Origin of the sequence: Okeania sp. SIO3B5, assembly GCF_010692555.1 — a bacterium.
Classification (GTDB): domain Bacteria; phylum Cyanobacteriota; class Cyanobacteriia; order Cyanobacteriales; family Microcoleaceae; genus Okeania.
On the sequence record NZ_JAAHHG010000270.1, the window covers coordinates 1 to 13,481 of the forward strand.

12 protein-coding genes and 1 pseudogene are annotated in these 13,481 nt (G+C 33.5%); 3 read left to right on the forward strand and 10 right to left on the reverse strand.

Going from position 1 to position 13,481, the window contains the following annotated elements; translation table 11 throughout:
• Positions 1-208: 208 nt before the first annotated feature.
• Positions 209-1,939, reverse strand: a complete 1,731-nt coding sequence (locus tag F6K54_RS27630) for a hypothetical protein (RefSeq protein WP_375342008.1) — start codon at positions 1,937-1,939, stop codon at positions 209-211.
• A gap of 438 nt (positions 1,940-2,377) precedes the next feature.
• Positions 2,378-3,433 (reverse strand): cyclase family protein, encoded by a 1,056-nt coding sequence (locus F6K54_RS27635; protein ID WP_293084800.1) that lies wholly within the window; start codon positions 3,431-3,433, stop codon positions 2,378-2,380.
• 844 nt (positions 3,434-4,277) lie between these two features.
• Here F6K54_RS27635 and F6K54_RS27640 point away from each other — a divergent pair.
• The gene (locus tag F6K54_RS27640) at positions 4,278-4,418 is read left to right on the forward strand and encodes a hypothetical protein (RefSeq protein ID WP_293084803.1); all 141 of its coding nucleotides are present in this window, start codon (positions 4,278-4,280) and stop codon (positions 4,416-4,418) included.
• Positions 4,419-4,439: 21 nt separating this feature from the next.
• Here the strand turns inward: F6K54_RS27640 and F6K54_RS27645 are convergent, their stop codons facing one another.
• Positions 4,440-5,186, reverse strand: coding sequence for a thioesterase II family protein (locus tag F6K54_RS27645; protein WP_293084806.1), 747 nt, complete (start codon positions 5,184-5,186; stop codon positions 4,440-4,442).
• Between the two features lie 166 nt (positions 5,187-5,352).
• Positions 5,353-6,567: a transposase gene (locus F6K54_RS27650; RefSeq protein ID WP_293084809.1), complete on the reverse strand. Its 1,215-nt coding sequence runs from the start codon at positions 6,565-6,567 to the stop codon at positions 5,353-5,355.
• Positions 6,568-6,615: 48 nt separating this feature from the next.
• On the opposite strand from F6K54_RS27650, the gene F6K54_RS27655 reads away from it, so the two are divergent.
• A complete protein-coding gene (locus F6K54_RS27655) occupies positions 6,616-6,804 on the forward strand; it encodes a hypothetical protein (RefSeq protein WP_293084812.1) in 189 nt (62 codons plus the stop codon).
• On the opposite strand, the gene rfbD is transcribed toward F6K54_RS27655, so the two are convergent.
• The 6 genes from rfbD to F6K54_RS27685 all read right to left on the reverse strand — a co-directional run bounded on the left by rfbD (position 6,784) and on the right by F6K54_RS27685 (position 12,691).
• A complete protein-coding gene (rfbD, locus tag F6K54_RS27660; protein WP_293084815.1) occupies positions 6,784-7,665 on the reverse strand; it encodes a dTDP-4-dehydrorhamnose reductase in 882 nt (293 codons plus the stop codon). The two genes, F6K54_RS27655 and rfbD, sit on opposite strands and share 21 nt — an antisense overlap.
• A gap of 41 nt (positions 7,666-7,706) precedes the next feature.
• Positions 7,707-8,864, reverse strand: a complete 1,158-nt coding sequence (locus tag F6K54_RS27665) for a hypothetical protein (RefSeq protein WP_293084818.1) — start codon at positions 8,862-8,864, stop codon at positions 7,707-7,709.
• Between the two features lie 1,162 nt (positions 8,865-10,026).
• Positions 10,027-10,575, reverse strand: a complete 549-nt coding sequence (gene rfbC, locus F6K54_RS27670) for a dTDP-4-dehydrorhamnose 3,5-epimerase (protein WP_293084821.1) — start codon at positions 10,573-10,575, stop codon at positions 10,027-10,029.
• 86 nt (positions 10,576-10,661) lie between these two features.
• The gene (rfbC, locus tag F6K54_RS27675; protein WP_293084824.1) at positions 10,662-11,207 is read right to left on the reverse strand and encodes a dTDP-4-dehydrorhamnose 3,5-epimerase; all 546 of its coding nucleotides are present in this window, start codon (positions 11,205-11,207) and stop codon (positions 10,662-10,664) included.
• 326 nt (positions 11,208-11,533) lie between these two features.
• A complete protein-coding gene (locus tag F6K54_RS27680) occupies positions 11,534-11,827 on the reverse strand; it encodes a hypothetical protein (protein ID WP_293084827.1) in 294 nt (97 codons plus the stop codon).
• A gap of 3 nt (positions 11,828-11,830) precedes the next feature.
• Complete coding sequence (locus F6K54_RS27685; RefSeq protein ID WP_293084830.1) at positions 11,831-12,691, reverse strand: bifunctional 2-polyprenyl-6-hydroxyphenol methylase/3-demethylubiquinol 3-O-methyltransferase UbiG; 861 nt, start codon at positions 12,689-12,691, stop codon at positions 11,831-11,833.
• A 311-nt stretch (positions 12,692-13,002) separates the two neighbouring features.
• Between F6K54_RS27685 and tnpA the strand changes: the two are divergent.
• Positions 13,003-13,380, forward strand: a pseudogene (tnpA, locus tag F6K54_RS27690) (IS200/IS605 family transposase); the annotation flags it as partial.
• Positions 13,381-13,481 lie beyond the last annotated feature (101 nt).

Here is a 13,481-nt window from a genome sequence, read left to right on the forward strand (position 1 = left end):
AGAAGGTCTCAAGCCTCCCCTTTCAAGGGGATGAAAAAAATAAAGTTCAATATTTCAAGCCTCTGACTTTCCTGCGGAATGCTGCGCAAACAGGCAGAGGTACTGATAACTGATAACTGATAACTGAAATGACTTTTGACTTGAAAATAATTCTCTTCACTTTTAACTTTTGACTTTTAACTTCCGCGCAGCCGCACTAGATTCAATTCTAATTATCAAAACTATGTTGATTGGTTAAAGCTATCCAATATTGACGATTTTTCAATTTTACATAAGCTGTTAAAACATCGTTGGTTGAGAATTGAATATATCCTTTCCAGCCAGATAATTCATATTCAGCTCCTAATAATTCTGCCACATCAGCACGAGGAAAACCTGACATTCCAAAACCTTTGACAACATTTTCTTGATTCAAAATAGCAATACATTTAACTTCAAAACTATCTTCACTTTTAATTTGAGAATAATTCTCTTTACTTTTGACTTTTGACTTTTGACTTTTAACTTGAAAATAATTCTCTTCACTTTTAACTTTTGACTTTTGACTTTTGACTTCACTAACCCATCCATTTACTCTAGCTGCAGTAGAAGAAAATTCAGTCACAGTATCAAAATATCCCTGGAAATTTTCTGGTGGCTTTGCTGTTAATAAATCTGAGTTAATTTTTTCATCCAAATTGGCACAAAAATTATCCTTTTTTATATCTCGATTAAAAGGTACTAAATCATCAGCTTTTAAAGCATCTACTAAACCTAAAAAAGCAGCAGGTCGGTTGCCTACTTTTTCTTTAATTAAAACCGGGTCATAAACACCAAGTTGTAAAGATAATCCTACTAAAGGTTGATAAGTTGCGCGATGAGCAATTTCTCTAAAAGTTTCCGTACCTACTCGATACATTAATATAGTTAAAACAGTCAAAACCGCCACTAATGGCATAACAAAATACCACTGTTTTTTGAGGGTAGGTTGCTGTTGTTGAAGCCATAAGAAAATTAAGATAATTAGACTTAACCAAAATAGAGAAGGTAGAGTAGCATAACGAGAAGCGATCGCTTGTTCGACTCCAAACCCAGAACGACTAACTGCTGCCATTAAAGCAGTGCCTAAAGTATAAATTATTATTGATAACCAGGGTAGCCAGTCTTGAGGATAAGATGAAAATAACCAATAAGTAAAAAATATTCCTGTCAAAATTAATCCCAACCAACCTATTGTTGAAGCTACAGGAATATTATGAGTAAAAATTGCTCCTAGATAAACAGGAATATAAGTAATTATATTAATTAAATTTAGCTTAGACAAAGAGGGATGATGAGAGGGCGTTGTGTAAGTGAGGAAATAAATTCCTATTACTAAAATCGAAAAAATAATATAAGAGATAGTAAATCTTTTCGGCAGTTTAAATAAAATAGCAACGGCACACAATATCGGCCAAATTCCTAAAGCTGTACTATAACTAATACATCCTAAAATTCCCAAAATTATACTGGCAATTAGCCATTTATTTTGTTGAGACTCTAATAAATTTTTTACGCAAAAAATTGAAGCAATAACAAATAAATTAGCAATTACCCAATGTACGCCACTATATCCGCGCATCCAATTATGAGCAGCAGCAGGGGTAAAGTTAAAAACTGAGATAAATAGAATTAATAATAAAAGTATTGTTCGATATTTTTTCAGGGTATTAGGTACTAATGTTATTAATAAAATCCCCTGAATACAAGCCAGGAAAAATGTAGCCAGACACAACCCAATATTGGAACCTTTAGTAACAACAATATTTAGAGCATAAATTATGGCAGGAATTAAGACAAAATGTTCGTTTGCCCGAAACATCCAGTCAAAAATATTCGTGGAAAATCCATCTATAGAATAGATATTTTGAATCATCCACCAATAATCAAAATTTAGCAATTCCCCTGCTTTAGATATCATAAAAAGTATATATAAAGCGGGGAGTAAAATTGTTATGGCGGTGAGAATTAGAAAAGTAATTTCTGACTTTTTTTTGGTTAACATAAATCGGAAAGCAAGACACGAATTTTGGCACGGATGTACGGATTAATTTAGTAGGTTAATCTTTGCTACTCATGTTCGGAGTAAAACAAGCGTTTTGCTGGCACACAACTTTCCTATCGGAATGCTATCGGAACGTTAACGCTGCGCGACATGAAACGCCCCTACCAGCAAAACATTGCAACTTAAATAGGATTGGTATATGGTTTTCTACCAATTTGAAAAAAAGAATATTACAAATTACAAATAGTTTCAAGCTTCAGATGCGAAACAATTTCCTGCAATTACTGTAGTATCAAAATTTTTAGCCTATAAAAAAATCTTACTTTTGAATGCATGACTTTTGACTTTTGAATTTTAATAAATAGCAATAGGATTACCTGGAGAACCTGTTGCACCTTTCATTTTTAGAGGTGCAAAAACAAACATAAATTCGTAGACTTTATCTTCTATTAATTGACTAACATCCAAGTTCTCAAAAATAGTAATACCTTGTTTAACTATCCATTCAATATGACAATCAGCAGGTCGGTTTGGGTCTTCACCAGGAGCAGCTTCAGTTCCCCAAGTATCTGACCCTACCATCGCTATTTTTAAGCTAGATAAATAACGACAGCTAGTAATACCAGGTCCTGGTCTTCCAGAATTAAATATTTGACGATTTTTGGCTTTTTGTTCGGGACTCAAACTATCCCAATCTTTTCCCCAATACTTACCATGACCTGTATAGAAAATAACTACATCCCCTTGTTTTATTCGAGCTATTTTTTGTTTTTTTATTGCTCCTTTAATATCATTAATTGTAATAATTCCTGGGTCATTTTTACTCTTACCTTGAGGAACTGGTAAACGTTCAACTCCTCGATAACCAGCAATATCTAATAACACTCCCCTGGTCACATACCCTAACTCTCCAATCTTTTCTACTCCTAATTTATTTAACCCGTAGGATGTTCCAAAATCTTCTAAAAAATTACCATTATAAAAATAATTTCCTTGAGAAGTATTCACCCCAATATGACCTAAACCATCAAATTGAGTGCCAACCTGACCCAACTCGGCCATCACATATTCATCATTAACAATAATGTCATTTTCTCCGGGAAATTTATAAGTTGGTAGACCAGGAATTATTAATTTCCAATTACGTTGGGCAAATACCGGAGCATCACTTTGATAAACTTTACCAAGGGTAGCTACTTTACCTTTTTTGACTAATTTTAGGGATTCTAAAACTTTTTTATTAGTAATCCAATTAACTGAACCTACTTCATCATTTTTTCCAAAAATTGAAGGACTCCATCTCTGTCTCAAAGGGAGTTCGTCAGCTATACTTGAGGATGAAAAACTATAGATAATTAACAGGATAAAAACAAATATGATGGTGAATTTGAAGTAATTAGGAATTTTCATTGAAAATATTTTCAAACTTGATTATTTTCTAAAGCAAAGACATTATTATGTTTACAGCAGTTTTCGAGTCTTGGAGGTACAGAATTTTAGGGTAAGCATTCAGCCGTCAGCTATCAGCTATCAACTATGATACCATTTTGAAAAAAGAATGTTACGAATAATAAGAATCATAAATAAACTTTCAAATAAAGTCTATTTGACGAAAAAGATAATTTACAAAATCAAAAATGGTATTAAATATATCCCCATACGAATTCTGAATTCTGAATTCTGGATTCTAAGAAATACCCTAGCTATTTGTAGCAAACATTTATCAAATTGGTATGAGTTATTAGCTCATTATCAACTCAAAAGAGGAATTAGTCTTCAAGGAGAATTAAAACTTATAAAAAAAATGTCTTCAGCTAACCTTAGTAATTTCTTGAATATGTTCAAAAACTGGGGTGCATCTCATAGCAAGCAAAAATACTTTTCTCCTATATCTTCCCTGTTCCCTGTTCCTTGTTCCCTGTTCCCTAAAAGCGATAATTTTTTGGCTTTATTCACGCATTGAGATGCACCCAAAAACTGTTTGCGCAGCATTCCGTAGGAAATGCTGAATGCTGATAGCTGAATGCTTACATTTAGGGAATAAGGATAAAGATATTAATTTTAAAAATCTATCTCATAATCCGCGCAAAGTATTCCAATTCAAAGAATCATTTACACTACATCCTAATTGACGAAATAAATAATAAATAAGGTCTCAAGTTTCCCCTTTTAAGGATAAATTCTGCATCTTATTACCTTCTGTTTAAGCTGGAGATATTGATAAATTATAACTCTTTCAAATGACCAAAAAATAATGTCTCAAGCTTCCCCATTTCAAAGGTATGAAAAAGCGGTCGAGGGATGGCGAGGAAACCTCGCCATATCCAATCTACCAAGAGAAAATAAATTTCAGTATTTCAAGCCTATGGCTTTAGCCATAGGCACTGATAACTGATAACTGATAACTGAAATGACCTCACAGATATTTTGATATTGCTTCAATTAAAATCTTTGGTTGTTGTTGGAAAAACATATGACTGCCCGGAAATTCATGTAATGCAAAAGTACCGACTGTATGCTCTTCCCATTTAGACAACTGTTGTAAATTAACTGCTATATCATTGATACCTTTAAAAGCAACAATAGGAAATTCAAAAGGCGCTTCAGGAGAATAAATATATTTTTCATTGAGGGTAAAATCTGCTCGTAAAATAGGTAAAAATAATTCCATCAGGTCTCGGTTTTCCAAGACTGCTTCAGGGGTACCACCGTATTCACGCAAGGTCGAAATTAAAGTTGGGTTAGATGCTTGATAAAGTGGGTTATCAATAGGAATATGAGGAGCGCGACGACCAGAGACAAACATATATTTAGGAATAGGAAGTTTTTCCCTGCGTAGTTTACGAACTACTTCAAAACTTATTAATGCACCGAGACTATGGCCAAAAAATACAAAGGGATATTCTTCAATTAAGGGCAACAAAGCTTGAGTCAGGGTCGGCAATAGGTTATCCCATTCAGTAATTAGAGGTTCTTTAATCCGAGTTTCTCTACCTGGTAGTTGTATAGTGCAGACCTCTATATTAGAAGGCAAGTATTTTCCCCAGAGGCGAAACAAGGAAGCACCAGCAGCAGAAGGGTGAAAACAGAATAAACGTAGGGTAGGTTGAGAAATGGGTTGAAATATTTTTATCCAAGGAGAGGTAGTAATAGTAGAATTCATTAGACAAATTTATTAGTTGGAAATTGCTATAACAAAATACTGTGACTATTTATGAGTAAGTTTTTCAGTACTTACTCCACTGGTGGGTTTGAGATACAAAACTGCAACGTTTTGACACTCTTCCGTTAAATCAAAGATTATAACGGGAGATTCTTGTTTCAGACTCTTAACTAGGTAACAAATCAAACAAGCTGAGTTGCACCCCCGCCAGACCGTCTCGACAAGCATTTTTGTTAACGGTATGCCCTACCGCTATTAGTCCTCTATTTCTAATTACTTTTGCAGCAGCTACATCGCGATTTTCTTGATAATTACAATGGCTGCAATTATGTTTTCTATCAGAGAGTTTCTTTTTCTGTCTATGACCACATTTAGGACATTCTTGAGAAGTATAATTTTTATCAACTTTGGCGTAATACTTACCTCTTTTCCAGCAAATATAAGGAAGTATTTCATTAATAAATTGACCTATTCCAGAATCTAAAGATTGTTTTCTAACAATGCCTTTAGACCAAGATTTAAAGTTAATATCTTCAACAAAAATATTATCAGCTAAATCACAAATTTGATTAGCTAATTTAAAATGCCAGTCACGTCTAGAATTAGCTATTTTTTCATGTAGTATAGCTATTTTATTTTGGGATTTCAACCAATTATTTGAACCAATCTTTTTCTTCTTAAGCCTTCTTTGCAGCAATTTAAGCTCGCGCAGTTGGTCTAATAAAAATTTCGGTGCTTTGGTTAACCTTCCTCCTGAAGTTGCTATGAATGATTCTACTCCTGCATCTACACCTAATGATACTTTTCCTACTGGATTATCTGGTACTAACTCTGATGAAGTAAAAGTAATCATCAAATAATAACCAGTTGCTTTTTTAATTATCCTAGTTTGTTTAGCTTGAAAACCCTCTGGATATTGTCTACTTTGTCTAATCTTAACCCATCCTAATTGAGGAAATTTGACTTGACCACAACCTAAACAATTTTTCAACATTGCAGGAAAAACAAAGCTTCTCAACTTTTTCTTAAATCTAGGGAAGCCTTTACCAAGAGATTTCATATCAGAAAATGCTCTATCTAAAGTCTTTAAAGTTTGTTGTAAAACTTGAGCATTAACTGACTTTAATCTAGAATAAGTTTTTTTAGCTATTGTTAGGCTTTTAGCCTGGTTATTATAGTTAGGATAAGGTGCATCAGCAGGAATAATATATTCAGAAACAATTGAGCAGCTCTTAATTGATGATTTTCTTGAACTTAACCAGTCTTTACGCTCTCTCAAAGCATAATTGTACACACTCTTACAAACATCAAGAATCAGGTTAATTTCTGCTTCTTGTTGTTTATTTGGTCTAAGTTTGTACTGGTAAGTTAAAGTTATCACTTGACAATCAATATATTAATATCGTAACCCAAATTGTATATACAGTTAATGGTTAGGAAAAAGAATTTTGTAGTAAGATTAACTGATGATGAAAAACAAAGACCAGAATATTATGCAGAAATTATGCAAGTATCAATGTCTGAAATAATTCAAGATTACTGCAAAAGTTTACCAAAACGACCTCAAGCTAAACTAAAGGATTCGCGCTCCGCTGAATTAATTGCTCAAAGCAGCTAACTGCTTTAACATTTGCCTCAAACCATCTCGCCAATAAGGAGAATGTTTTCCCAAAACTTTTGAAATTTTCCCGCTATTCAAAACTGAAAAAGCAGGTCGTTTTGCTGGAGTTGGATATTCAGCAGTAGTTATGGGAACAACTCGTTTTACCTCTAAAGGAAAACCCAATTGTTTTGCTTCCTCAAAAATAGTCATGGCAAAATCGTACCAACTAATAGCTCCACTATTTGTATAATGATAAGTCCCATAAATTTCAGAGTTGAGCTGAGGAATAATTTGAGCGATCGCTTCTGCTAAGTCTCCTGTCCAAGTTGGACAACCAACCTGATCGTAAACAACTCTCAATTCTTCCCTATCCTTACCTACTCGCAACATGGTTTTGACAAAGTTACCTTTACCATAAACCCCATAAACCCAAGCTGTTCTGATAATAATATGATTAGCTTCTGTTTCTCGAATTGCCTTTTCCCCCTCTAATTTAGATTTGCCGTAGATACCAAGGGGTTTGGTAGGGTTAGTTTCTGTGTAGGGTGTGCTTTGACTCCCATCAAAAACGTAGTCGGTGGAAATGTGAATTAAGGTTGCCCCCAATTTTTTTGCTTCGGTTGCCATAATTCCAGGGGCAATACTATTTACCGCATTGGCTAATTCTGGCTCATTTTCAGATTTGTCAACTGCCGTATAAGCAGCAGCATTGACAATAATTTCTGGTTTAACTTGGCTAATTATTTGAGAGATGGCATTGGAGTCTGCCAGGTCTAAGTTTTCTCGTCCCACTGCGGTTACTTCCCCAATATTTGTCAGGAGGGGTTGTAGTTGGTGGCCAAGTTGTCCGTTAATGCCTGTTAATAAGATTTTCATTTGTGATTTTCCAATAATATTTTGATTTAATTTTTGTTTTTCTATTTGGCACTACTCCAACCTTCTATTGAAGCTATTAATATATTAACTGCGGGATGGTCTATTAATTCTTTGAATGTTTCTTGTCCTCCTGCTTTTAATGCTGTAATTATTCGAGATTTCAGAGAGGGATTTTTTTCTATTTCTTGAATTGCTTGGTTAGCAATTTCTAAGTTATTAGTTGGATTTGAGGAATAGTCTGTTGTTGATAGTTGTTGTAGTAAATTTTGAATTTCTTTTGCTGCCTCTTGTAAGGTTTTTCTTTGTTCGGGTGAATAATTATTCTGCTTAATATTCGCTGTATCTATTGTTGCTTCTCCTCCAACAATACTGGCGATTTTACTGTCTCCGCTAATTTTAATATCGCGACTATTTTCGGTCATTTGAAAATTCTCCGTTTGACTATTAACAAAAATATTTGTTCCATTTATTTGATACTCTGTTGTTGTTCGTTGAACAATTTTTTCTGAGTTTGTCTCTAAGTATTCTGTCAGGTCGTTAAATCTGATTTTTATTGCTTCATATTTATTTTTATGCTTTGCCTGCTTAACTATCTGTTCTAAAGTCGAAAATATTTTTCTAAAATAATTTGCTGATACTTCTTGAATAGGGATAATTAGTTTTTCTAGACCAGATATTTCTGTTAAGGGTGGTAATAAGACTAAACAAGGTAATTGTTCGGGAAGGATATCTAGTTGTCTAGCTATATCGTAAGATTCGTTTCTATTAAATGGTTTAGTTTCAAATAACCATCTACTTACAGAAATTTTTTCATACAACTCTGAATAAAGAATTGACTGCCAATATTTTTTGAGTGAATCTAGGTTAGGCTGAGGTTTTTCTAAGATGTATATTTTACTCCAGTCTCCAGTTAACTTATCAAATTCATCAAGGCTATCTCTAATATAATTTACTATTTCTCTATCACTATCTGTATATAGGAAAATTCCATTAAGTAGTTCTGATGAATTATTCTTGATATTTTCAGTCGTTACAATATTTTTCGTTACAATGTCATTATATATAAAATACTTGTCAAGAGAGAAAGATGTAGCACCTATAAAACGAGGATAAGATAAATATTTCAAGCATTCCTTGTATATGCTTGTTACGTCTATTATTGCTACTTTGCTACTTTCACTATTATTCTCATTACTCATAAAAATCACCTCAAGTCAAAGTATGCCAACCAAAGATGATAAAATTCTCTTACCTCACAACATCTAGCCAAACTTATATTTATAATTTTTATCTTTTGATTCTGCTTTTAAGTGAGCAAGTGGAGCAAATTTTACCCTCTCTAGAAAATTACTTCAGCTAAAAAGTTTGCCGAAATATCCTGATTTCTCAATTCGGAATTTTGAGAATTTGACAGCCTAAGTATTTGCTGATTTTCATTCTGTCTTTGACTAAGCAGATAGACAAAATTTCACCCTCTCTGAAAAATCACTTCAGCTAGAAAGTTTGCCGAAATCTTCGGGATTCTTTATTCTGAGTTTTGAGTATTTTACAATTTGAGAATTTGCCGATTTTCATTCTGCCTCTGACTAAGTAGATAGGCAAAATTTTACTCTCTCTTTGCTCAAATCTTCGGAATTCTCAATTCTGATTTTTGAGTATTTTACAGTTTGATAATTTGCCGATTTTCATTCTGCCTTTAAGTAAGTAGATAGACAAAATTTCACTCTCTCTAAAAAATTACTTCAACTAGAAATTTTGCCGAAATCTTTGGAATTCCCAATTCTGAGTTTTGAGTCTTTCATAACTTAATAATTTGCCAATTTTCATTCTGTCTTTAAGTAAGTAGATAAGAAAAATTTCACTCTCTCTGAAAAATCACTTCAGCTAGAAAGTTTGCCGAAATTTTCTCAATTCTCTGTTCGGAATTTTGAGTATTTGACAGTTTGAGAATTTGCCGATTTTGATTCTGTCTTTAAGTAAGTAGATAGGGAAAATTTCACGCTCTGTGAAAAATCACTTCAGCTAGAAAGTTTCCTGAAATTTTCTCAATTCTCTAATTCTAAGTTTTGAGCATTTTTTACAGTTTGAGAATTTGCCGATTTTGATTCTGTCTTTAAGTAAGTAGATAGGCAAAATTTCACGCTCTGTGAAAAATCACTTCAGCTAGAAAGTTTGCCGAAATCTTCTCAATTCTCTGTTCGGAATTTTGAGTATTTGACAGTTTGAGAATTTGCCGATTTTGATTCTGTCTTTAAGTAAGCAGATGAGGAAAATTTCACTCTCTCTGACAAATCACTTCAGCTAGAAAGTTTGTCGAAATCTTCTCAATTCTCTGTTCTGACTCCTGATTTCTGACTCCTCTTATTCAAACAAATCAACATCTTTTAAAGTTTTACCAGCTTCATCTTTTTTAGATAATTTCACTTCAATTCCATCTAAAGGCCAACTAATCCCAAGGTCTGGATCATTCCACAGAATTGAACGCTTATATTCAGGTGCATAATAATCAGTAGCTTTATACAAAACATCAGCAGTTTCAGACACGGCTAACAAACCATGAGCAAAACCAGGTGGTATCCAAATTTGTCGTTTATTTTCTGCACTTAAAAAATAACCTACCCACTTACCGAAATAAGGAGAACTTTTCCGAATATCTACAGCAACATCAAAGATTTCTCCCACAACTACTTTTAATAATCTGCCTTGAGGTTGTTGAATTTGATAATGTAAACCTCGAAGTACACCTTGATAAGAATGAGCATAATTATCTTGCACAAATTCCAGATTTATTCCGGTTTTTTCTGAAAAATTGCGTTGATTAAAACTTTCCATAAAAAAGCCTCGTTCATCTCCAAAAACTTGTGGCTCTATTAACAATATTTCAGGAATTTCTGTTGGAATTACATTCATTTTTTTGACTTCTGTTTATTAAATTTAAAATAGGGAATATAAAATATAGCACTACACATTTAGGGTGCATCCTGTTTACCGAGTATTTACACCAAATCAGCATCTTTCAAAGTTTTACCAGCTTCATCTTTTTGAGATAATTTCACCTCTATTCCATCTAAAGGCCAATCAATTCCAATCTCTGAATCATTCCACAGAATTGAACGTTCATATTCTGGTGCGTAATAATCAGTAGTCTTATACAAAACATCAGCAGTTTCAGATATTACTAAAAAACCATGAGCAAAACCAGGAGGTACCCAAAGTTGTCGTTTATTTTCTGCTGTTAAAAGATAACCTACCCACTTACCAAAATTAGGAGAATTTTTCCGAATATCTACAGCAACATCAAATATTTCTCCAGCAACTACTCGTAATAATTTACCCTGAGCTTGTTGAATTTGATAATGTAAACCTCGAAGTACACCTTTACTGGAACGAGAGTGATTATCTTGTACAAACTCCAAATTTATACCTGTTTTTTCTGAAAAATTGCGTTGATTAAAACTCTCCATAAAAAAGCCACGCTCGTCTCCAAAAACTTTTGGCTCTATCAGTAATACTTCTGGGATTTCTGTTTGAATTACATTCATTTATATGACCTCAATTTATTTATAGGTTTTAGAGTTAATATATAGCAATCGTCAAAGCGGTTAGGAAATATCAAAAGCTTAAAACTCAGACAACGCAAGATTTTTCCTTCTATCCTAGATAACTAAAACATTCTTCTTCCTTCCTTCTGCTATATTCACAGTTAAAAATTCCATAGATATATAACTTTATCTTGTCTATTTTGTCAACCTTTTTTTTCCTTTATTCCAAATGTGAAAAAAGAATGCTTAACTTAGGCGACATTTCAATTATTAAGTAATTAACACAGACTGAATAACTTTTTTGATAATTAGCACCCCAGTTCTTGTTAATTATTCTGATGTTTACTACTCCCCCACTCCCCCACTCCCTGACAATTCCGTATATCCGTGCCATAATCCCTGTGAGCCACTCCCCCACTTCTGACAATTCCGTATATCCGTGCCATAATCCCTGTGAGCCACTCCCCCACTCCTGACAATTCCGTATATCCGTGCCATAATCCCTGTGAGCCACTCCCCCACTCCCTGACAATTCCGTATATCCGTGCCATAATCCCTGTGAGCCACTCCCCCACTCCCTGACAATTCCGTATATCCGTGCCATAATCCCTGTGAGCCACTTCCTACTTTTTCTTTCCCCAAGCTTCTAATTCTCCTATCCACAGAGAAAAAACTAATTTATGGAGATTTAAAGTTCGAGCAATTCTCAGTAAAAAGGAGAAAAACATTGGCTGATAATATTTGAGTCGATCGAGTATATATTCCACACTCATAGAATTATTGGTTGGCTTTGATTCTACATCAGAAAATCCTGTTTTTTCCAAGGCAAATTTTATCGTATCAAGAGAGAAATAAGTCAGATGTTCTGTTGGTTTATAGTGATACCATAAAGCACCTAATAACTTTTCCCAAAATCCTCCCACATTCGGAGTAGTAATAAAAATCCATCCTCCCGGTTTCAAAAGTTGATAAGCTGCTGTTAGTTGAGCAATAGGATCTGTCGTATGCTCAATCATATCTTGCAACATAATCAAATCAAAAGAATTAGGTTCAAAACTATGATTAAATAAATCACCTTGACAGACAGATAAACCACGATTTTTAGCAAAATTTACTGCATATTCTGATACTTCTAAACCTTGAGGATTATCCCATCCTAAATCTTTTGCTTGCTCCAAACAATCACCTAAAGCACAACCTACATCTAATAATAAACCTTTACCAGAAAGTTTTTTTTCAGCCTTCAACAAACGCTGTCGAAAAGTCTGGCTATTAATTTTCATGCCTTGAAAATAATTAGAATATCCTCCTTTAGGAAAATCGTTATTATAGTAATCTTCTTGATAGATAGCAGTGGGATTTTTTGGTGGATTGTTATCCCATACCATACCACATTCAGAACATTTAGCTAATAGATAATCATCTCCTGCTTTGTAGTAGTTAAATTTATCTGTATGACATAAGGGGCAATGATTCTTTTGCATAATATTTGATTAAAATATTACCTGGGATTTTAATCCCAGGCTTATAGCTGAAGTCCCTTAAAAGGGACTAAAAATTTTAAGGTGTAAGTACAGAAATGAATTTTTGTGCAGGTTATCAATTTTAACCGAAATTAGCAAAGATAAATATATTGCCTGGGATTAAAATCCCAGGCTGATAGCTGAAGTCCCTTTTAAGGGACTAAAAATACCCATCCCTTTGAAGCAAACTTAAGGTATTAGTACAGAAATTAATTTTTGTGCAGGATATCAACTTTTAGTTAGATTTGTACATTTAAAAGATAAAAATTAGAATGGCATTATGGCGACTTTTCTATCATTTTGTTTGGTCAACTAAATATAGAAAACCTCTAATTACACTAAATATAGAACCTCAACTTTATCATTATATTATTGGCAAAGCTAATGCTCTTAATTGTATTATTCATGCTATTAATGGTACAGAAAATCATATTCATTTAGTAGTTTCAGTCCCACCTAATTTAGCTATTTCTGATTTTGTGAAAAATATTAAAGGTAGTAGTTCTCATTATCTAAATAATGTTCTACCTCCGAAGGAAAATAAATTTGCTTGGCAAGCAGGATATGGTGTCTTTTCTTTGGGAAGAACACAACTAGAACGAGCGATCGCTTATGTCGATAATCAAAAACAACATCATTCAAAAGGAACTTTAAACAATGAATAATGAATAATGAATAATGAATAATTAATTATTAGGGCTTGCTGAATAAAGCTAAAAGTAAGAATAGTCAAGGTAATTGAGCTTTTTAT

Bases quoted from the DNA above. Each gene is read 5' to 3' on its own strand.
- F6K54_RS27665 (WP_293084818.1), bottom strand. From the start codon at position 8,864: ATGAGTAATGAGAATAATAGTGAAAGTAGCAAAGTAGCAATAATAGAC.
- F6K54_RS27645 (WP_293084806.1), bottom strand. From the start codon at position 5,186: ATGAATTCTACTATTACTACCTCTCCTTGGATAAAAATATTTCAACCC.
- F6K54_RS27640 (WP_293084803.1), top strand. From the start codon at position 4,278: ATGTCTCAAGCTTCCCCATTTCAAAGGTATGAAAAAGCGGTCGAGGGA.
- F6K54_RS27630 (WP_375342008.1), bottom strand. From the start codon at position 1,939: ATGATATCTAAAGCAGGGGAATTGCTAAATTTTGATTATTGGTGGATG.
- rfbD (WP_293084815.1), bottom strand. From the start codon at position 7,665: ATGAAAATCTTATTAACAGGCATTAACGGACAACTTGGCCACCAACTA.
- rfbC (WP_293084824.1), bottom strand. From the start codon at position 11,207: ATGAATGTAATTCAAACAGAAATCCCAGAAGTATTACTGATAGAGCCA.
- F6K54_RS27685 (WP_293084830.1), bottom strand. From the start codon at position 12,691: ATGCAAAAGAATCATTGCCCCTTATGTCATACAGATAAATTTAACTAC.
- rfbC (WP_293084821.1), bottom strand. From the start codon at position 10,575: ATGAATGTAATTCCAACAGAAATTCCTGAAATATTGTTAATAGAGCCA.
- F6K54_RS27655 (WP_293084812.1), top strand. From the start codon at position 6,616: ATGGTTAGGAAAAAGAATTTTGTAGTAAGATTAACTGATGATGAAAAA.
- F6K54_RS27635 (WP_293084800.1), bottom strand. From the start codon at position 3,433: ATGAAAATTCCTAATTACTTCAAATTCACCATCATATTTGTTTTTATC.